The sequence below is a fragment of the Paeniglutamicibacter sulfureus genome, from assembly GCF_039535115.1.
Taxonomy (GTDB): domain Bacteria; phylum Actinomycetota; class Actinomycetes; order Actinomycetales; family Micrococcaceae; genus Paeniglutamicibacter; species Paeniglutamicibacter sulfureus.
In genome coordinates this window covers 3,785,645-3,804,696 of sequence record NZ_BAAAWO010000001.1, presented here as the reverse complement: position 1 = coordinate 3,804,696, position 19,052 = coordinate 3,785,645, and the positions used below count along the sequence as shown (strand labels likewise).

At 63.3% G+C, this 19,052-nt stretch carries 16 protein-coding genes; 8 read left to right on the top strand and 8 right to left on the bottom strand.

What is annotated here, in order from left to right:
• Positions 1 to 7: 7 nt before the first annotated feature.
• The 3 genes from ABD687_RS17235 (at position 8) to iolB (ending at position 2,878) form a co-directional block, all read left to right on the top strand.
• The gene (locus ABD687_RS17235; RefSeq protein WP_302262914.1) at positions 8 to 1,078 is read left to right on the top strand and encodes a Gfo/Idh/MocA family protein; all 1,071 of its coding nucleotides are present in this window, start codon (positions 8 to 10) and stop codon (positions 1,076 to 1,078) included.
• Between the two features lie 128 nt (positions 1,079 to 1,206).
• Positions 1,207 to 1,947 carry a GntR family transcriptional regulator gene (locus ABD687_RS17230; RefSeq protein WP_302262915.1) on the top strand — a complete coding sequence of 247 codons (741 nt, stop codon included), beginning with the start codon at positions 1,207 to 1,209 and terminating at the stop codon, positions 1,945 to 1,947.
• 37 nt (positions 1,948 to 1,984) lie between these two features.
• A complete protein-coding gene (gene iolB / locus ABD687_RS17225) occupies positions 1,985 to 2,878 on the top strand; it encodes a 5-deoxy-glucuronate isomerase (protein ID WP_310289438.1) in 894 nt (297 codons plus the stop codon).
• A 212-nt stretch (positions 2,879 to 3,090) separates the two neighbouring features.
• Here iolB and ABD687_RS17220 read toward each other — a convergent pair whose 3' ends face one another.
• The 6 genes from ABD687_RS17220 to ABD687_RS17195 form a co-directional block, all read right to left on the bottom strand.
• Positions 3,091 to 4,023, bottom strand: coding sequence for an intradiol ring-cleavage dioxygenase (locus ABD687_RS17220; RefSeq protein WP_302262917.1), 933 nt, complete (start codon positions 4,021 to 4,023; stop codon positions 3,091 to 3,093).
• Between the two features lie 42 nt (positions 4,024 to 4,065).
• Positions 4,066 to 5,004 (bottom strand): aldo/keto reductase, encoded by a 939-nt coding sequence (locus ABD687_RS17215; RefSeq protein ID WP_310289440.1) that lies wholly within the window; start codon positions 5,002 to 5,004, stop codon positions 4,066 to 4,068.
• 96 nt (positions 5,005 to 5,100) lie between these two features.
• Positions 5,101 to 6,180 carry a maleylacetate reductase gene (locus ABD687_RS17210; protein WP_302262919.1) on the bottom strand — a complete coding sequence of 360 codons (1,080 nt, stop codon included), beginning with the start codon at positions 6,178 to 6,180 and terminating at the stop codon, positions 5,101 to 5,103.
• Between the two features lie 86 nt (positions 6,181 to 6,266).
• Entirely contained in the window at positions 6,267 to 7,436 is a 1,170-nt protein-coding gene (gene mmsB, locus ABD687_RS17205; RefSeq protein ID WP_302263356.1) for a multiple monosaccharide ABC transporter permease, read from the bottom strand.
• Between the two features lie 59 nt (positions 7,437 to 7,495).
• Positions 7,496 to 9,034: a sugar ABC transporter ATP-binding protein gene (locus ABD687_RS17200; RefSeq protein WP_302262920.1), complete on the bottom strand. Its 1,539-nt coding sequence runs from the start codon at positions 9,032 to 9,034 to the stop codon at positions 7,496 to 7,498.
• A gap of 69 nt (positions 9,035 to 9,103) precedes the next feature.
• Positions 9,104 to 10,255 (bottom strand): substrate-binding domain-containing protein, encoded by a 1,152-nt coding sequence (locus tag ABD687_RS17195; protein WP_310289443.1) that lies wholly within the window; start codon positions 10,253 to 10,255, stop codon positions 9,104 to 9,106.
• A 252-nt stretch (positions 10,256 to 10,507) separates the two neighbouring features.
• Between ABD687_RS17195 and ABD687_RS17190 the strand changes: the two genes are divergently transcribed.
• From ABD687_RS17190 to iolG, 4 genes are all read left to right on the top strand, one after another.
• Positions 10,508 to 12,097, top strand: a complete 1,590-nt coding sequence (locus ABD687_RS17190) for an IclR family transcriptional regulator (protein ID WP_310289445.1) — start codon at positions 10,508 to 10,510, stop codon at positions 12,095 to 12,097.
• 179 nt (positions 12,098 to 12,276) lie between these two features.
• Positions 12,277 to 13,377, top strand: coding sequence for a Gfo/Idh/MocA family protein (locus ABD687_RS17185; RefSeq protein WP_310289447.1), 1,101 nt, complete (start codon positions 12,277 to 12,279; stop codon positions 13,375 to 13,377).
• Positions 13,374 to 14,255 carry a sugar phosphate isomerase/epimerase family protein gene (locus ABD687_RS17180; RefSeq protein ID WP_310289448.1) on the top strand — a complete coding sequence of 294 codons (882 nt, stop codon included), beginning with the start codon at positions 13,374 to 13,376 and terminating at the stop codon, positions 14,253 to 14,255. Before ABD687_RS17185 ends, ABD687_RS17180 begins: the two co-directional genes overlap by 4 nt.
• An 89-nt stretch (positions 14,256 to 14,344) precedes the next feature.
• Complete coding sequence (iolG, locus tag ABD687_RS17175; protein ID WP_310289450.1) at positions 14,345 to 15,361, top strand: inositol 2-dehydrogenase; 1,017 nt, start codon at positions 14,345 to 14,347, stop codon at positions 15,359 to 15,361.
• 165 nt (positions 15,362 to 15,526) lie between these two features.
• Here iolG and ABD687_RS17170 read toward each other — a convergent pair whose 3' ends face one another.
• Both ABD687_RS17170 and ABD687_RS17165 read right to left on the bottom strand, forming a co-directional pair.
• A complete protein-coding gene (locus tag ABD687_RS17170; protein WP_302262926.1) occupies positions 15,527 to 16,519 on the bottom strand; it encodes a Gfo/Idh/MocA family oxidoreductase in 993 nt (330 codons plus the stop codon).
• A 130-nt stretch (positions 16,520 to 16,649) separates the two neighbouring features.
• Positions 16,650 to 17,681, bottom strand: coding sequence for a LacI family DNA-binding transcriptional regulator (locus ABD687_RS17165; RefSeq protein ID WP_302262927.1), 1,032 nt, complete (start codon positions 17,679 to 17,681; stop codon positions 16,650 to 16,652).
• A gap of 159 nt (positions 17,682 to 17,840) precedes the next feature.
• Here ABD687_RS17165 and ABD687_RS17160 point away from each other — a divergent pair, with 159 nt between their 5' ends.
• A complete protein-coding gene (locus tag ABD687_RS17160; protein ID WP_302262928.1) occupies positions 17,841 to 19,043 on the top strand; it encodes a phytanoyl-CoA dioxygenase family protein in 1,203 nt (400 codons plus the stop codon).
• Positions 19,044 to 19,052 lie beyond the last annotated feature (9 nt).

The window sequence follows — 19,052 nt, the reverse complement described above, 5'->3', positions numbered from 1 at the left end:
ACCTGCCATGAACGAAGAACCCGATATCCGCATTGGATTGGTTGGCTACGGCTGGGGAGGAAGATACTTCCATGCCCCCGTCATCGAAGCCGCCGCCGGTGCCGTGTTGGCCGGTGTCGTGACAACCTCGGCTGCACGGCGCGCCGATCTGGCTATCGAGCACCCCGGGGTCCGTGCCCACGACTCCCTTGATTCCCTGGTGGCATCGGGGATCGATGTCCTGGTGCTCTCGGTGCCCGCCCCCGGGCGGGAAAACCTGGTCAGGGAGGCCTTGGGCTCGTGCGCAGTGGTGATCCTGGACAAGCCCTTTGCCATGGATGCCGGCCAGGCAAGGGAGTTGGCCGCATATGCCGAGGTTTCCGGGGCACGCCTTGGCGTCTACCAAAACCGTCGTTGGGACACCAACATCGCAACGCTAGGCGCGGTGCTTGCCGAGGGTCGGCTCGGTCCGGCGCACAGCCTGGAATCGGTGTTCGACCAAAACGAACCACGATCCGTCGAATCGGCCTCCAGCGGAGGAGCCCTGTTGGATCTGGGCAGCCACTTGGTGGACCAGGCGCTTTGGCTCTTTGGCCCGGTCGACAACGTTGCAGCGGGCATGACGTGGACGCCCACCTCATGGGGAATCAACGACTCGGCGTTCACCATGCGCCTGGACCATGCCAGCGGCGTCACCAGCTGGCTGTCCGCGAACAAGCTGGCGGAACAGGGGCAACGGTTGCTCAGGGTTCAGGGTGCGGAAGGCCAGCTCACGATTCGGGGCAACGATATCCAAGCCGAGGCCCTGCTGGAGGGACGACGCCCAGCGGACAGCCACGCCAACTGGGGCTTCGACCCAGTCGAAGCCACTCTGGCCATCGGCGGCCGAACGGCGGGGGTGGCCTCGGCCCAGGGACGGTACCACGCCTACTACGAGTTGCTGGTCGATTCCGTGCGCTACCAGACACCCCTGCCGGTGTGCGCTTGCGAGGCCGTTGCCTGCGTGCAGGTTTTGGATGCGGCCCGGCTCAGCGCCACCCTGGGCGGCACCGAGGTCCCCGTACCGAAGGCGAAAAACGAACCGTGTCCGCAATGCTGAACCCCTGACCTGAACCGAGGGCGATGCACCCTCCTCCGCGAGCATCTGGACTGCTATGCTCAACTCAAGTTAGAATGTCTTATCAAACTATTCGTGCGGAATGCCGACGGGTTTCATGGAGGAAACAATTGAGCTTGGACCTGAATATCCAGATTGATCGTTCGTCTCCCGTGCCGCTGTACCACCAGATCGTCCAGGGCATCGAGACCGCCATCCACGACGGAACCCTGGAAGCCGGCAGCCGCCTGGAGAACGAGATCGATCTTGCGCAGCGCCTGAACCTGTCGAGGCCAACCATGCGCAAGGCCATGGACGAATTGGTTCGTTCTGGGCTTCTGGTGCGCAAGCGCGGCGTGGGTACCCAGGTGGTGTCGAGCCAGGTGCGTCGGCATTTGGAGCTGTCCAGCCTCAACGACGACCTCGAACGTTCCGGGAAGACTCCGACCACCGAGTCGCTGAGCTTCAGCCACGGACCTGCCGACAAGCGCGTGGCCGACCTGATGAAGCTCCCGGCCGGGGTGCAGGTTTACCACTTCACGCGCCTGCGCAGCGTAGACGGCAGCCCGCTGGCGCTGATGGAAAACTGGGTGCGCGACGACATTGTCACCATCGACGAGCAGTCGCTCAACGAGCACGGGCTCTACCAGATCCTGCGCGATGCCGGAGTGAATTTCCGACTCGCCAACCAGCGGATCGGCGCCATGATCGCCAACGACTACCAAGCCCCGCTGCTGAAGGTCGCTGAAGGCTCCGCCCTGGTGACCATGGAACGCACGGCTGTCGATGACACCGGCCGCAGTGTGGAGACCGGCAGCCACGTGTACCGCGCTGATTCATACAGCTTTGAAATGACTCTCGTCCAGCGTTAGAAATGCCGGGCACCACGAACCTCGAAAGGGCAAAACCTTGACAGATTGGGTATATCCGGCCGGAACAGCCATCGACGGAGCATGGCAAACATCCATCGGCGCAGCGGATTCGCAGCTGGATGTCGCCGGCTGGGCGCACACCGGCATCAAGATTGCGCAGCTTTCACCCGGCGAATCACTATCGATGCCTGCAGCGGCGGAGGAACGCATCATCGTCCCACTGCAAGGGGCCTTCACCGCCGCGGTTGACGGTCAGGACCATGAACTTGCGGGGCGCTCCTCGGTGTTTCACGGGCCTTCGGACGTCCTTTACACCGGCATCAACACCGCGGTAACGGTCTCTTCGGTGGCCGGTGGCCGCTTTGCCGTCGCTCTTGCACCTGCCGAGGCCGCCTACCCCACACGACTGGTAACGGCGGCCCAGACGCCGGTGGAACTTCGCGGATCGGGCAACTGCTCCCGGCAGGTCCACAATTTTGGCACGCCCGCGGCGCTGGAGGCCGACCGTTTCATTGTCTGCGAGGTCATCACCCCGGCAGGCAACTGGTCTTCCTATCCACCGCACAAACACGACGAGGAAAAAGAGGGAGAAACCAACCTCGAGGAGATCTACTACTTCGAGACCCGGGTGGCGAAGGATTCCCCGGCACCTGAGACAACCGACCCCATCGGATACGCCCGCGTCTACGCCTCGGATGAGCGACCCATCGACGTGACCACGGAGGTGCGCACCGGTGACGTGGTCTTGGTTCCCTACGGCTGGCATGGTCCGGCCATGGCGGCCCCGGGCTACGACCTGTACTACCTCAATGTCATGGCCGGGCCGGGCCGGGTGCGCGAGTGGCTGATCAGCGACGACCCGCACCACGGCTGGGTCCGCGGCACCTGGAACGAGGAATCGATCGACCCACGTCTGCCTTTCACACCGTAGGCACATGAAATCAAGGAGCCGGTTTCCCCATTGCGGGGAAACCGGCTCCTTGTTGTAGGTCCCGCTGCGGAAGAACGTCGCGCGGGAATTTTCAACTCACGGGGGAAGGCCCTGTATCCCTACAGGGTCTCCCCTTCCAACGACCCGTCAGGAGCCTCCGCGCCTGATTCAGGCCATGAGAAGTGGGCTATCCACAAGCGGGTCGCAGTTCCTCAAGCCACCTCGGGGGCCAATACGATGTCGAATCGCACCCTTGACCAGTCGCTGTCCTCGAGTTCGCGTCCGTCGGGCACCGGAGTGCCCGGGAGTTGGTGGTCGAAGTCCTTGACGAGGCTGTCCTTGACGCCAAAAACGGTGTCGGACTTGATCAGTTCGTCGCCGCGCACGAAAATATGCGTCACCAGGGTGCGGAAACCGGGGGCAGTCACCATGAAATGAAGATGCGATGCCCGCATGGGCGACCGGCCGGTGGCTTCCAGCATCTTGCCGACCGGGCCGTCGTGTGGAATCGGGTACGGAGTTGGCGTCAGGCCCCAGAAGTTGTAGCTCCCTGCCTCGTCGCTAAAGAGGTGTGCCCGGCCCGAAACCCGGTCATCGGTGTACTGGACATCGTAGAATCCGTCTTCATCGGCCTCCCACACCTCAATGCGTGCGTTGGGAATGGCGTTTCCCTCCACATCCTTGACGCTGCCTTCCACCCAGCAGGGCTGTCCGACACCGGCGCCAGCAATGTCGCCGCCATTGGCGATGAGGGGGGCATCGTCAACAAAGAACGGCCCGAAGACGGTGGCCTCGGTGGCGTTGCCCACGGCTTCGTTGTTGACGTTGATCGTTTGCATGGAAGCGCCCAGAACATCCGAGAGCAGGATGAACTCCTGGCGCCGGTCGTCGGTGATGTGGCCGACCGCGGTGAGAAATTCAATGGACCTTTCCCACTCGGCTTCGGTGAGCCGGACCTCGCGGATGAAGGCGTGCAGGTGGCGCACCAGTGACTGCATCAATTGCTTGGTCCGCGGCTCGGTGCATTGTTCGAAAGACCGGAGAACATTTTCGATCAGTCGTACTTCAACGTCCATCTGCGCCGGGGAAATTGCCGCCCGGCGGGCTTCGTCCGCTGTGCGTGCTACTTCAATTGAACTGCTCATGTTGTTTCCTCCTCTTAGTTGGTGGCCATGCACCAAAGGTGTTTACGGCTGTGAAGCTTCATCAAGAAGCTGCACTTCGGCTTCGGTGAGGGTCAGGTGCATGTTGGCCACCAGGGGCATCAGCTGTGCCACGGTGCGTGCACTGGCGATCGGCGCGGTGATCCCGGGTTTTGCCCTGAGCCAGGCCAGAGCAATCGGGGCGAAGGGGCACGCCCGGTCGGCCGATACCTGCGCGAGGGCGTCAAGAACATTTTCTCCACGAGCCGTCAAATACCGGCCTGCGTCGGCGGCCCGAACGCTGTCGACCTCGGCCGTGCCACGATATTTCCCGGTCAGGAATCCGTGCGCGAGCGAATAGTACGGAAAGACGTCTAGGGAGTGTTTTTGCGCCAGCGGTAGGAGCGATGCCTCGACGTCGCGTTCCATGAGATTGTAGTGGGGTTCGAGGGCCACGGGAAGGGGGAAGCCTTCGCGTTCGCTGATCTCAAGCCACTGGGCGATCCGCTCCGGTGAATAGTTGGAGATGCCGATGGAGCGGATCTTGCCTTGGTCGACGAGCCCCGACATTGCCTCGATGCTTTCCACCAGAGGGGTGGACGGGTCATCGAAATGTGCGTAGTAGATGTCGAGGTAATCGAGCCCGAGTCTGGTCAACGATCCGTCGATGGCTGCGTTGATTGTCGCCGGAGCCATCCCCGAGAGCTGCGGATGGTGACTCACCTTCGAGGCCACCAGGATTTTGTCACGGTCATCGCGTTGCGCCAGCCACGACCCAATGATGGTTTCGGCCTCGCCGCCCGAGTTCCCTTCGGCCCAGAACGAGTACGAGTCAGCGGTGTCAATGAAGTTCCCGCCCATCTCCACGTACCCGTCCAGGATCCGGTGGCAGACCTCGACATCGGCCGTCCAGCCAAAAACGTTGGTGCCGAGCACCAGGGGTGCTACCTTGATTTGTTGTGAAACTGCTAGCTGTGAAGACATGGTCCAACTCCAGAAAGTACGGGGGTGCGCCAGGAGCGCACAAGGGATGCTTGGCGCGCCGCGTCCCGACCTGAACGCCGCACTGGTCTGAGGTGGCTAGGCCGAAGGATTTTCACGTGGCTTGTCCCCTGCCCAGGCATCACGAAGGATCCCTCGAACCGCGGCCAGATCAATGGGGCGGGGGTTGCCGTAGGAGTAGCTGGTGACTTCCTCGGCAATCCGCTCGATGTCTTCCTCGAGCATTCCCAGCTCGGCCAGCGACCGGGGGGCTCCGAGTTCCTCGGCCAGGTCCCACAATGCCAGTGCCGGATCCTCCACATCCCCCAGGGCCCGGGACAGTGCCTGTTTCGCCTGCGAGGCGGCCGGCTGGTTGAAGGCCAACGCGTAGGGCAAGACCACCGTGTGGGTCTGGGCATGGGGAAGGTTCAGGGTTCCGCCCAGTGCGTGGCAGAGCTTGTGGTGAAGCGACATCGTCGTCGCCCCGAGGCAAGCGCCGCAGAGCCACGACCCGTACAGGGCATTGCTCCGGGCTTCCAGGTCGGCGGGGTCCTTCACGATGAAAGGCAGCGCCTCGACCAGGGCGCGGACCCCGTCTTCGGCCATCAGGGAGATGATGGGGGTCGCATCCGGTGCGTAGAGGGCTTCGACCGCGTGCGCAATGGCATTGATGCCGCTGGTCACCGACATGGCTGCCGGCAATGTTGCGCTCAGTTCCGGGTCGTAGACGACGCTGCGCGGAAGCACCCGGGGATCCCTGCCGGTCTCCTTCCGTCCATTGGTCGTCAGGCCCCAGACGGGGGTCATTTCCGAGCCCGCATACGTTGTGGGAACGGCGACAATCGGCAGGTCGTGGTTCAGGGCGATGGCCTTGCCCAGGCCGATGGCCGAGCCCCCGCCCACGGTGACGCAGCCGTCGGCGCCCACCCGTGCGGCCTCGTCGCTGGCGCGTTTCGCTGCTTCGGCGGGCACGTGCATCACCGCTTCGGCCAGTACGCCCACGGCGCGCGAGCCGAGTACCTGGGCGATTTGGTCTCCGGTGTCCTTCTGCTCGGGTGAGCACAGGACCAGGACCCGCTTCAGTCCTAGGTGGTCAAGCTCGGCCGGCAATTCGGAGAGCGATCCGGCTCCGAACCGGACTCGCATGGGAAGGGCGTCATAGGTGAATTGCGTGGTCATTGAATGGACTCCTCCAGGGGATACTTCGTATGCAAGGTGTTTCCGGGTCCGCCGTCGGTGGCATTCCGGAAGTGGTGTTCGCGGGTTTAGTGTGCCCCGGCGCGGCGCTTGTTCCAGATGTCAAAGGCCACCGCGAGCAGGAGCACCAGCCCCTTGACGACGGACTGCAGGGACTGGTCGATGCCCATCAGCTGCATGCCGTTGCTCATGACGGCCATGATCAGGCCTCCGGCCATGGCACCGACGACCTTTCCGACGCCACCGGTGACAGCGGCGCCGCCGATGAAGGCCGCCGCGATGGCATCGAGCTCGAACATGTTCCCGGCACCGGGCTGGGCTCCATTGGTGCGCGAGGAAAAGACGATGCCGGCCACGGCCGAGAGCAGTCCCATGTTGACGAAGATCCAGAAGTTCACGGCACGGACCTTGACGCCCGAGAGCGAGGCGGCGGCCAGGTTGCCGCCAATGGCGTAGATCTGGCGACCGAAAACGGTGTGCTGCATCATCATGGTGTAGGCCATGATCAGGACGGCCAGCATGATCAACACGACCGGCAGTCCGCGCGCCGAGGCCAGCTTCCAGGCGAATGCCATCACGAGCACTCCCACGGCCAGGATCTTGAGGGCAAACATTGACAGGGGCGGGACCGGCTGGTGGTAGCCCATGCGGGCCTTGCGCGAGCGGTATTGGCTCACGGCGAACCCTGCGACACCGAGGGCGAAGACGACCAGGGTGAAGACGTCGTATCCGTTTCCGCCGAGCCACCCGTTGATGAATCCGGAGGCGATGACCCCGTATCCTTCGGGGAATGGTGAAAGCGAGACATTGTCTAGGACGAAGAGGGTCAGGCCCCGGAAGAGGAGCATGCCGGCAAGGGTCACGATGAAGGCCGGAATGCCGACGTAGGCTACCCAGAAGCCGTGCCAGGCACCGATCAGCAGCCCGGCGGCCAGCGCCGCCAGGACACCTACCCACCAAGGCATCCCGAACTTGATCACCGTGATGGCCGAGATGGCGCCGGTCAAGGCCACGACGGAGCCGACCGAGAGGTCGATGTGCCCGGCGATGATCACGATGACCATGCCGATGGCCAGGACCAGGATGTAGGAGTACTGCAGGACGATGTTGGTGATGTTGCCGGCCGACAGTGAAGCCCCGCCGGTGATGAGGGCGAACAGGGCGACCAGTGCCACGAGGGCGACATAGATCCCGCTGGTGCGCAGGTTGCGGGTCATGGCAAGGCGAACGTCGTCCATGCCGTTTTTTCGGGGAGGCGGTGCAACGGAGCCCATGGGTCCGCGCGGGGCTGTGACAGTCATCCTATTGCTTCCTTTTCTTTGGTCATGAGGGTCATGAGTCTTTCTTCAGTTGCTTCCGCTACCGGGAGTTCGCCGGTGATCCGTCCACCGGAGAGCGCATAGATCCGGTCACAGGTGCCCAGCAGTTCCAGTAGGTCCGAGGAAATCACCACGACGGCCTTGCCTGATTCCACGAACTCGTTGATCAGGGTGTAGATCTCGAACTTCGCGCCCACATCGATCCCCCGGGTGGGTTCATCGATGATCAGCACCTCCGGGCCAGTCAGCAGCCACTTGGACAGGACGACTTTCTGCTGGTTGCCGCCCGAGAGCTTCCCGACCACCGATTGGACGTTCGGGGCCTTGATCCGCATCGAATCCATCGAGTGCCTGGCGAGCTTCGCTTCCAGGTTCGCGTCCACGAATCCCCGCTTGGCCAGCTTGGGCAACGCCGCCCCGGAGATGTTGCGGGCAATCGTATCGAGCAGGTTCAGACCCAGTTGTTTCCGGTCCTCGGTCACATACGCCAACCCGTGGCCGATCGCCTCGGCCACCGTGCGGGGGGCAACGGGATTGCCGTGCATCAGCGCCTGTCCGGAGATGAAGCGACCGTAGGAGCGTCCAAAGACGCTCATGGCCATTTCGGTGCGCCCGGCACCCATGAGGCCAGCGATGCCCACGACTTCGCCGGCGCGCACCTGGAAGGAGGCACCGTCAACCACGAGCCTGTCCTGTTGCGGGTGGCGCACCGTCCAGTCCCGGACCTCCAGCACCACCTCGCCGGGGGTCGGGTTCCGTTCCGGGTAGAAGGATTCGAGGTCCCGGCCCACCATGCTGCGCACAATGCGGTCCACGTTGACCTCGGGCGCGGCCATGTCCAGTGTTTCGACGGTCTGTCCGTCACGGATCACGGTCGTGCGGTTGGCCGTTGCCTCGATCTCGTTGAGCTTGTGCGAAATGATGATCGAGGTGATTCCCCGTTCCTGTAGTGCGCGCACCAGGCCGAGCAAATGGGCGGAGTCGTTGTCGTTCAGGGCCGCCGTCGGCTCATCCAAGATCAGGAGCTTGACGTCTTTGGCCAGTGCCTTGGCAATTTCCACCAGTTGCTGCTTGCCGACGCCCAATTGCGCGACCGGGGTCGTTGATTCTTCGTGGAGCCCCACACTCTGGAGCAGCTGCGTGGCCTCGGCATGGGTCCTGTGCCAATCGATCAATCCCCCAGTGCGTCGGCGTTCGTTGCCCAGGAAGATGTTTTCGGCAATCGACAGGTGGGGAACCAACGCCAATTCCTGGTGGATGATGACGATTCCTGCACGCTCGGAGTCACGGATGCTCGAAAATTCGCAGATTTCGCCCGCGAAGAGGATTTCACCCCCATAGGTACCATGTGGGTAGACGCCGGAGAGCACCTTCATGAGCGTCGACTTGCCGGCGCCGTTTTCGCCACAGATGGCGTGTACTTCTCCGCGCTCCGCGGAGAAGGTGACATCCGCCAGTGCCTTGACACCGGGAAAACTCTTGGTGATGGAACGCATTTCCAGTATGTAGTCAGGCACGGCGCTGTCCTATCGCTTCTCTATACATGGGGATGGGGTGAGGGATTCCTGGTGGTCGGCAGGGACCCGTTAGAGCTGGCCGGCCTTGATCTGTTTCGTGGTGTAGTAGTCGGAGTCCACCAGGAGCTTCTTGATGTTGTCCTTAAAGACCACGTCGATCGGCATGAGGTAGGACGGGACCGCTCCGGCACCGTTGTCATACGATGTCGTGTCGTTGAGCTCGGGCTCCTCGCCGTTGAGCAGGGCCTGCGTCGACTTCACTGCCTGGGCGGCCAGCAACTTGGTGTTCTTGAAGACCGTCGCGTACTGGACATCGTCGTTGATCAGCTTCACCGATGCGATTTCGGCGTCCTGGCCCGTGGTGATCGGCATGGGTTGTGTTGCCTTGTCATGCTTCGGTCCGTAGCCGGAGTTGCCCAGCGCCGTAATCGCTCCGCGCGCGACGCTGTCGTTGGGTGTCAGGACGGCATCAAGGGTTGTTCCGTCGGAGTAGCTGGAGGTGATCAAGTTGTCCATGCGGGACTGGGCTTCCTGCTGCGACCAGTCCTTGGTCGCGATCTGCGACAGCTTCGTCTGGCCCGACTTGATCACGATCGTGCCGTTGTCGATGTATTTCTGCAGCACGGACATGCCGCCGTCGTAGACGAAGGTTGCATTGTTGTCATCGAGCGATCCACCGAAGAGTTCGACGTTGAACGGGCCCTTGGCCTTTCCCTCGGACCCGTCCTTGTTCAGGATGCCCAGGCCCGTCAACAATGCCTTGCCCTGTTCGGCTCCGACCTTGTAGTTGTCAAAGGTGACGTAGAGGTCAACATCCGGGCTGTTCCGGATCAACCGGTCGTAGGAAATGATGGGTATCTCGGCATTGACCGCGGCTTGGAGCTGCGGCGCCAGGGCCGTGCCGTCAAGCGGGGCAAGGATCAGCAAATCGGCGCCCCGCGTGATCATCTGGTCCACTTGCTGCTGTTGCGTGGGAATATCGCCGTTCGCATACTGCAGGTCCACTTGGTAGCCGAGGTCCTCCAGCCCCTTCTGGATGGCACGCCCATCGGTAATCCACCGCTCCTCGTCCTGGCTGGTCAGGGACACCCCGATGCGGGTGTCGGCCGGGTCCTGGCTCTGCACGTTTGTTGCCGCACCGCCTGCGCCCGTTCCGCCGCAACTTGAAACCAGCAAGGTTGCGGCCACTGCGGCACCAGCCAGAAAAATTCGTCTTTGCATGTCTACTCCCAAAGTTTTAAACGAGCTGCTTGTCGTGGGTGCGTTGCCGCCAGGTTCCTATGAAGACTTACGGCCACTAGTGGCATACACTGGACAACGTGTTCAGACAGTATCACATGATCTGGATCACTGCGAGGGCTGTCGACGGAGAGCGTTGCCGGAATTTTCCCTTTCGAGAGGATCAGGCAAAATTGGACTCATCGGCTCCGCAGGAATGGGTAAGTCGTGAAGAGACAAGTCAAGGAGCAATAGATGAAACCCGCAGCGAACATGATTCAGCTGGTCATGAAGGCGACGCAGGTGGTCGATGAAATCTCCAACCTCGGACCATCGACATCGGCCGAACTGGCCAAGGCCGTGGATGAGCCCCGCCCCTCGGTCTATCGCATTGTTTCCGCCCTTGAGCAGGCGGGCCTGGTAAGGCGCTCCGAGGACGGACCGGTGGAACTCGGGACACGGATCCTGCATCTCGGGGAGGCCGCTGCAGATGCGCTGATGGACCGGGAAATCCTGGCCGGACAGCTCAACGCCGTCCAGCGCCAGCTCGGACTCACGGCATCCTTTTGGATCCCGCGCAAGGAGACCGCGGTATGCCTGGAGCAGGTCGACGCCACCGATGTCGACCTCTACGGACTCTCCTCCGGACGCATCCTTCCCCTCTATGCGGGGGCGGCATCCCATGTGCTCCTGGCCTTCCAGCCCGAGGAAGTCCTGGACAGCGTGCTGGGTGCAGCTCCGTACCACCCCTTGTCGTCACGAACCCCGCTTGAGGCCGAAACGCTGCGGAAGCACGTGGAGGAAACCAGGCGCCAAGGGTGGCGCCTGGAGGTCAATGAGGTCGTTGACGGGATTGCCGCCATCAGCTTCCCGGTGCTGAATCCCGATGGCACGGTGTTCGGTTCGCTCACGGCCGCCGGCTTGGTGGACCAGGTCCTCTCCCTGCAGGGCCAGGCCCGGGACGTGATCGCCCGGGCCGCGCAAATCCTGACCGAATCCATGCGCGACTTCGCGCCGCAACCCACTCTGCGCGTCCTGAGCACCACGCGCTCCAACAGCTCATCGATCATCGCCAAGGCCAATGCGCTCATGGAGGCCCTGGCCAACGAGCGCGTCTGCACCTCCGCCCGACTGACCGAACTGCTCGACGAGCCGGTAAGTTCGGTCTATCGCATGCTTGCCACCCTCGGTGAAGCCGGCTGGGTCGAACAACTGGGGCCCCGCGGCGCCTTCCGGATCGGCAGCAAGCTCATCTCGCTGTCCGGCAAATTGCTCAACGATCTTGACCTGCGCCGCGCGGCAGTTCCGGTCCTTCGCTCGATCCATGAGGCCACGGGCGAAACGGCCTTCATGTGCATCCGGCGCAACACCCGGGCCGTCTGCATCGAGCGCATCGACGGCAAGCGCGTGAACAGCCGCTTGCTGGCGCTGGGCGGCTCGCTTCCCCTGCATACCGGAGCGGCTCCCCGCGCCCTCTTGGCCTTCGAGGATCGACAGGCCTGGGAAAGCTACTTCGCCATCGTTTCGCAGAACAACGACGTCCAATTCGATGTGCGCTCCCGGACGAAGTTCTACGCGGACCTCGAGGCGATTCGCTCTGCGGGGTACGCCATGAGCGACGACGAGCTGACCCCGGGCATTGCTGCCATCGGTGCCCCGATCTTTGACCACAAGGGCCACGTGGTCGCCTCCCTGTCCGTTAGCGGCCTGCGCGAGGGCATCCTGGCGGAACCGGAAGGAGCCCAGAGCGTGATCGAGGTTGCCAGGGACGGTGCCCGCCGGCTCTCGGATTATCTGGGTGCCCCGGCCTCTGCGCTCGGCCATGAACCTTCACTGGTTGGCTAGCCTGTCCATTCCGTGACTTGACCCTCGCTCATGTGACGTGCAATACTTTGGACACACTGTCCAATAGATGCGACTAGGTCGGAGTATTCAGCCTGGTTTCCGCATGGCCATGACCGACCAGGATCCACGCCCCTTCGCAGGACGAAGGGGTTCGGGAAACAGCTACAGGAGAAAACTCGATGAAACCTATCGTTGTGGGACTACTGGGAATCACCCACCCGCACGCATCTGCCCGGGTCAGGGCATTGCGTGAAATTGAGAACGTGGAAGTGGTTGCCGCCGCCGACACGGATCCACGGTTGGGCTACTTCGCCGAGAAATACGATGTCGAGCTTCGGGACATCGACGGGGTGCTCGACGACGAGCGCATCAACGCCGTCATGATCCATTCCAAGAGCAAGGACATGGTCCCCCACGCCCTTCGCGCCCTGGCGGCCGGCAAGTCCGTGGTCGTTGAAAAGCCCGGCGGCGGAACGGTCGAGGACCTCCTGCAGCTGGCCGAAGCCGAACGAGGGGTCCCCTCGACCCAGGTGGTCCAGGTGGGCTACAATGTGCGCCTCGCCGAATCGATCACCCGGGCAAAGCAAATGATCGATGACGGCGCCATCGGCGAGGTCGTCACCGTTTCGGCGCGTGGCGCGGCCATGGTCGGTGAGCATGTCACCGAGCACCTGAACCAGCCGGCCGACATGGGCGGGGTCCTGTGGATCCTGGGTTGCCACATGCTCGATTCGCTGGTCCACATGTTCGGCGCACCGGAGTCCGTCAACGCCCGCGTGCACAAGTCCACGCGCCTCTCGGATGAAAAAAGCCGGGAAGATTCCGCATCGGTGCTGCTGAACTACCCCGACATGTCCGCCACTTTCAGCTTCGATGGCCACGACAAACTCGAATGGTTCGAGAGCTCCCGCATTTTCGTCTACGGAACGCGGGGAATGCTCGAAATCGGCATTCTTCCCCAGCGTTTGCGCGTTTACCTGGACGAGCCTGCCGCAGGGCTGGCTGCAGGCTGGACCGAGTGGACGGAAAGCCATTTCACCCCGCCCTTCGCGCGGACCGAAAGCAACAAGTTCTCCGAACTTCCGGAGCTGGAGAACATCAGCAATTTCCGCACCGAGATGCGTGGCTGGGTCAACAGCATGCGCACCGGTGCACCGAATGTCGCCCCGGTATCCGATGCCCTGAGCGTGGCCCGCATCGTTGATGCCTGCTACCGCTCGAGCAACAACACCGGCGGCATGGCCAACATCGTCGAACCAACACTTATCGAGGTGCCATGAGCATGCAGAACGACGAATCCATGAATCCGAACCCGCAGCTGATTGCCACGTGTTGGACCAGCGCCGGGGATGCCGCGCCGCTGGGCCCCACCGAATGCAGCCCGCTGGCCATTTCTGACCGCATCGCCGCCATTGCCGAGACCGGGTGGGCCGGCATCGGCCTGGTCCATGACGACCTGCTGGCGGCCCGCGACACCATCGGTTATGAGGAGCTTGGGCGGCAGATCAAGGCCGCCGGCCTCGGCATTGTCGAGGTTGAGTTCATCAACGGATGGTGGACCACCGGTGCCGAACGCAAGGCCGCGGACAAGGTCCAGGCCGAGCTTTTCGAAGCAGCGATCCTGCTGGGCGCCAGGCACATCAAAGTGGGGGCCGGCAACGCCGACGAACCGCTGCCCCTCGAATTGATGACCAGCGCATTCTCCGATCTTGCGGATCAGGCGGCCGAGGCCGGCATCCGCCTGGCCCTGGAAGCGACCCCCTTCTCCAACCTGCGCACCACCGCCGAGGCCATCCAGGTGGTGGACAAGTCCAACAGCGCCTCCGGCGGGCTGATGATCGACATCTGGCACACCGCCAAGTCGGGACTGTCCCACGAAGAACTGTGGGACATGGTTCCCATGGACCGCGTGTTTGCGGTGGAAATCGACGATGGTTTCCACACCACCGTTGGAACCCTGTTCGAGGACACCATCAACAACCGCGCATACTGCGGCAAGGGCGATTTCGATCCCGCAACCTTCGTCATGCTGGCCATCGAGGGCGGCTACCGGGGCCCGTGGGGCGTGGAGATCATCTCCCGCGAGCACCGGGAAACCCCCATGCGCGAAGGGCTCCAGCGGGCCTTCGACACAGCAATCGCCGCATTCGCCGCCTAGCCACCACCGCCACCCGAGTGCACCGGGGTCCCTCTTCGCCACCCGGTGGACCCAGGATCCCGCTTCACCGTCCCTGAAAGGACCACAACATGACTTCACCACGCCCCCTGCGCATGGCACTTTTCGGCTCCGGCCGCATTGGACAGGTCCACGCCCGCAACCTTGCCGCCCACCCTGACATCGAGCTGGTACTGATTGCCGATCCGTTCATTGACGCCGCCCGCAAGCTTGCGGAACAGACCGGGGCACGCGCCGTGCAGGACCCGGATGAGGTGTTTGCCGAGCCCGGCCTGGACGCCGTGATCATCGGCTCGCCGACAAGCACCCACGTCGACCTGATCACCCGCGCAGCGGCCCACGGGCTCGCCGTCCTGTGCGAAAAGCCCATCGACCTTGACCTGGCCACCGTCATGGAATGCCGCGACAAGCTGAAGGACACGACAGTCCCCATCATGCTCGGCTTCAACCGCCGGTTTGACCCAAGCTTCGCATCCATCAACGCCCGCGTTGAAGCCGGTGAAATAGGATCATTGGAACAGGTCACCATCATCAGCCGCGACCCGGCCCCTGCTCCCCGCGACTACATCGAAACCTCGGGCGGAATCTTCCGTGACATGACCATCCACGACCTGGACATGGCACGCTTCTTCGTTGAGGACATCGTCGAGGTCACGGCGGTGGGCTCCAACCAGTTCAGCAGCGACATCGAGGAGCTCGGAGACTACGATTCCGTCGTCGTGACCCTGCGTGGCAGCCGTGGCGAGCTCATCACGATCACCAACTCCCGCCATTGCGCTTACGGGTACGACCAGCGCCTGGAGGCTTTCGGATCCGAGGGCATGCTTGAAGCCAAGAACATCACCCCGACCACGGTCCGCAAGTACGGAGCGTCCGGCACCGCCGAGGGTGAGGCCTACATGCCCTTCTTCCTGGAGCGCTATGCCCAGGCCTACAAGGCGGAACTGGATGCCTTCGCCATGGCAATCCGTTCGGGGACGCCTTGCTCCCCAAGCTTCGAGGACGGGGTCGCCGCGCTGGTGCTGGCCGATGCGGCCCTCGAATCCGCGCGCACCGGCAAGACGGTGAAGCTCAAGCCCATCGCTTAGCAGTTTGGTGAACTGCCCATCGGCCACATGCCACGTGCGTGGTTTCCCGGTAGGGGAACCACGCACGTGGCATGTGGTTTCACACCGGTATGGCCGGCGGGTTCGGCGACGCCTGGTGAGGGTGCGTCGTGGTCCGCCACCCACATGAGGACAACACCGGCCCGCTCAGTAGGCAACAGGCACGAACTGTCCCCCGCGGCGCATCGATTCGACCATGGCCTCACCGACCAGCGAGGCGTTCAGGCCGTCCGTGCCCGAGGCCAGCGGGTTCGGGGCGCCGTCGGTGATGGAACGGATCCAGTCCTGGAGTTCGGTCCTGTATGCCTCGGCAAATCGCGGCCTCCAGTCCGCGGGGTATTCCACGAAGTTCTTGCCGTCCCGGTTGAATTCGACGTTGGCAGGTTCGCGTAGCGACACCGTGCCCTCCTCGCAGACCACCTCGCATTGGGTCGAATAGCCGTGCCGGGCATTGAGGTACAACTCCAGGGTCGCCAACACGCCGTTCGCGGTCCTCAGCAGCATGAATGCGGGATCTTGGAAGCCCTCGGCGTGTGCGCTGCCGGCACCGCCCGGGATCCAGGCAACCTCGGTGATGGCGCTGCCGAGCAGCCACGGCAACGAGTCCAGCTCGTGGATGGCCGAGTTCATGATCGCCGATTCGTTGCTGGTCCCCGGGGCAGATGAGACATTGCGGCTGACGCAGTGGACCATCAGCACCTTGCCCAGCGTGTCTTCCTCCACGATCCGGCGCAGGCGGAGATGCCCCGGGTCGAAGCGGCGCATGAATCCGACGCCCAACAGGCTCTTTCCCGCCCTCTGGCTGGCGGCACGGGCGGCGTCGACGATGGCGCGGCTGTCGGCGGCATTTTGGGCCAGCGGTTTTTCGCACAACACGTGTTTCCCTGCCCGCAAGGCTGCCAGGGCCAGCTCGGCGTGCGTGGAGTCATGGGAAGCGATCAGCACGGCATCGACATCCGGGTGGTTGATCAGCTCCAGCGCATTGTCGGTGCTGAATCCACCATGGGCGTGTTCCCTGGCGCGGGCCGCATCAATGTCGGCGACACCCGCCAATGAAGCTCCGCCGATGTTTTCGGCGAGGTTGCGGGCGTGGTCGGCTCCCATGATGCCGGCCCCGATGACTCCTACGCGTACGGGCATGGACTGTCCTTTGGGTTTGTGTGGATTGGGCACCGACCGAAAGCGTCAACCGGCATAGGAAGAGTCTTACCGCCTGCAATCACCGTGTCAATCATTGTTCTGACATTAAGACAATTTAGGCGCTTTGGTTCTACCGCGCGGAAGATGCAGGCATGTTGTAGGGCGTATGGATGTCTATCGGCGAGCGCTCGGGCTCCCACGCGCCGGGCAGTGCACCGTGGTGGTGCATCAGCGCACGGCACGCTCCATGCATATCGGTGCGCAGGTTGTGCCCCAGGACCGCCTGCATCGATCCGCGGGCCAGCAACAGGGAATTCTCCTGGTTCAGGTCATGGCCAAGCAGAACGGTGCCATGTATTCCGTTCCGTTCGATGGCGCGGGCCAAGCCGGAGTTTCCGCCACCGATCGAATAGATCCCGGAAATGGCCGCATGCCTCGCATAGAGGTCCTCCAAGTGGCATTCGGCCGTTGCGTCGATTCCGTCCGAGTCCGGCAATTCATGGACTCTGCGTCCGGGTGCCAGCGCACGCATCGTGGCACGGAAGCCCATCTCCCGTTCCTCTTCGCCGCGGAAACTATCATGGCTCGCCGTCAGTGCGATGTCCCCTGGCCGTTCACCCAGCCAGGAACACATCAGGTAGGCGGCGGTGGAACCCGCGGCCCGGTTTTCCGGTCCCACATAGGCGATCCTTGCCGTGGAGGGCAGGTCGGTCACCACCGTCACCACCGGGATGCCCCGGGCGGCGAGCCGTTCGACGGCGTCGGCTATTTCCGGGGAATCGACCGCCTTGAGCAGCACTCCATGCGAACCCCTGCGGGCCACGGCATCCAGTTGCCTGGCGCATTCGACAGCACCCCAGCGTTCCCTCAGGTGGAAACGGGCCCGGAATGCGGCGGGGCGCAGCAACGGAAGCTCCGCTTCGAGGGCGCTGCGCAGGGCCCCACTGAAACGCGCGGGCGCATCAACCACCAGGTCGATCACGAAGCTGCGGCCGGAAAGCTCCAACTGGGTTTGCTGGCTATCGAGTTCCGCGATGGCGCGCGTGACCTGGCCCACCGTCCCCCGGCGCACCCCCGGGCGCTCGTGCAGCACCCGGTCGACGGTGGCCACGCTGAGCCCCGCCTGTCTGGCGATCTCCTTGAGGGAAAACCGGTGAGCCATTTTCGATCCCTTCCTGAGGTGTTTTTGAGGTGTTTGGGGCTGGTTCACCACGGTGCCACGAAAGCAGAATGGGATGCAAGGGCAACACAGCCCATCCACCAACCGGGATCTTCCCGGCGTCGCCCCGATTCCCCTTGAGTACCGTGAAAGGACCTCGCCATGACCACCACCCCGATCCCGACCGACAGCGCCGCACGCTGGTTCCGAGCCGAGGACTGCAATCTTGATGACTTCAAGCGCATCACCTCCCAGTGCACGTCCCTGGCCGACTACCCGTATGCCGATGCCGTGGAACAGAATGTGCTCGTTTACGGACCCCGCCTGCATTCGTACCTTGAATCGACGGACGAACGCGCGGACGTCCAGGCGGAACTGGCCAAGGCGCTGACGGATGGTCCGGGCATTGTGGTGTTCAAGGGAGCATTCCCCGATATTTCGGTCGTGGACCGCGCCACACTGGCCTTCAACAAGCTCATCGATGCCCAGAAGGCATCCGGCGTCCAGGGCGGCGACCACTTCGCCAAGCCCGGGGCAAACGACAGGATCTGGGGTGCCCTGGACAAGCTGGCGCTGGCCGACCCCGCGGTGTTCGCCGAATATTATTCCTCCGACATCCTTGCCCTGGTGTCGCAGGCCTGGCTGGGACCCAACTACCAGGTGACCTCCCAGGTCAACGTCGTCAACCCCGGGGGTGTGGCGCAGCGGGCGCACCGCGATTACCACCTGGGTTTCATGTCCGCAACGCAGGCCGGCGCCTACCCTGCGCATGCCCACCTGCTCACCCCGGCGCTCACCTTGCAAGGTGCCGTCGCGCACTGCGACATGCCGCTGGAATCCGGGCCGACCCTTTACCTTCCGCATTCTCACAAGTACGCGGCCGGCTACGTGGCATTCCACCGCGAGGACTTCACCGAGCACTTCCTGCAGCACCATGCGCAGCTGCCCCTGGAGAAGGGAGACGCGGTGTTCTTCAACCCCGCACTCTTCCACGGTGCCGGCACCAACGTTTCAACCGACATCAAGCGCATGGCGAACCTGCTCCAGGTCTCCTCGGCCTTCGGCCGCGCCATGGAAACGGTGGACCGCACGGCCATGAGCAAGGCCCTGTACCCGGTGCTGCTGGAACTCAAGTCCGCGGGGGCCTCCGAGGCCGCCCTGCACAACATCATCGCCGCCTCGGCGGAGGGCTACGCCTTCCCCACCAACCTGGATCTGGACCAGCCGATCGGCGGGCTCGCCCCGCAGTCGCAGGCCGAGCTGGTGGCCGAGCACCTCGCGCGCTCCGGATCCCCGGCCGAGCTCAACGAGGCCTTGGACGCACAGGGAGCCCGGCGCCTGGGCACCGGGTTCCCTCCGGCCTAGCCTGGGATT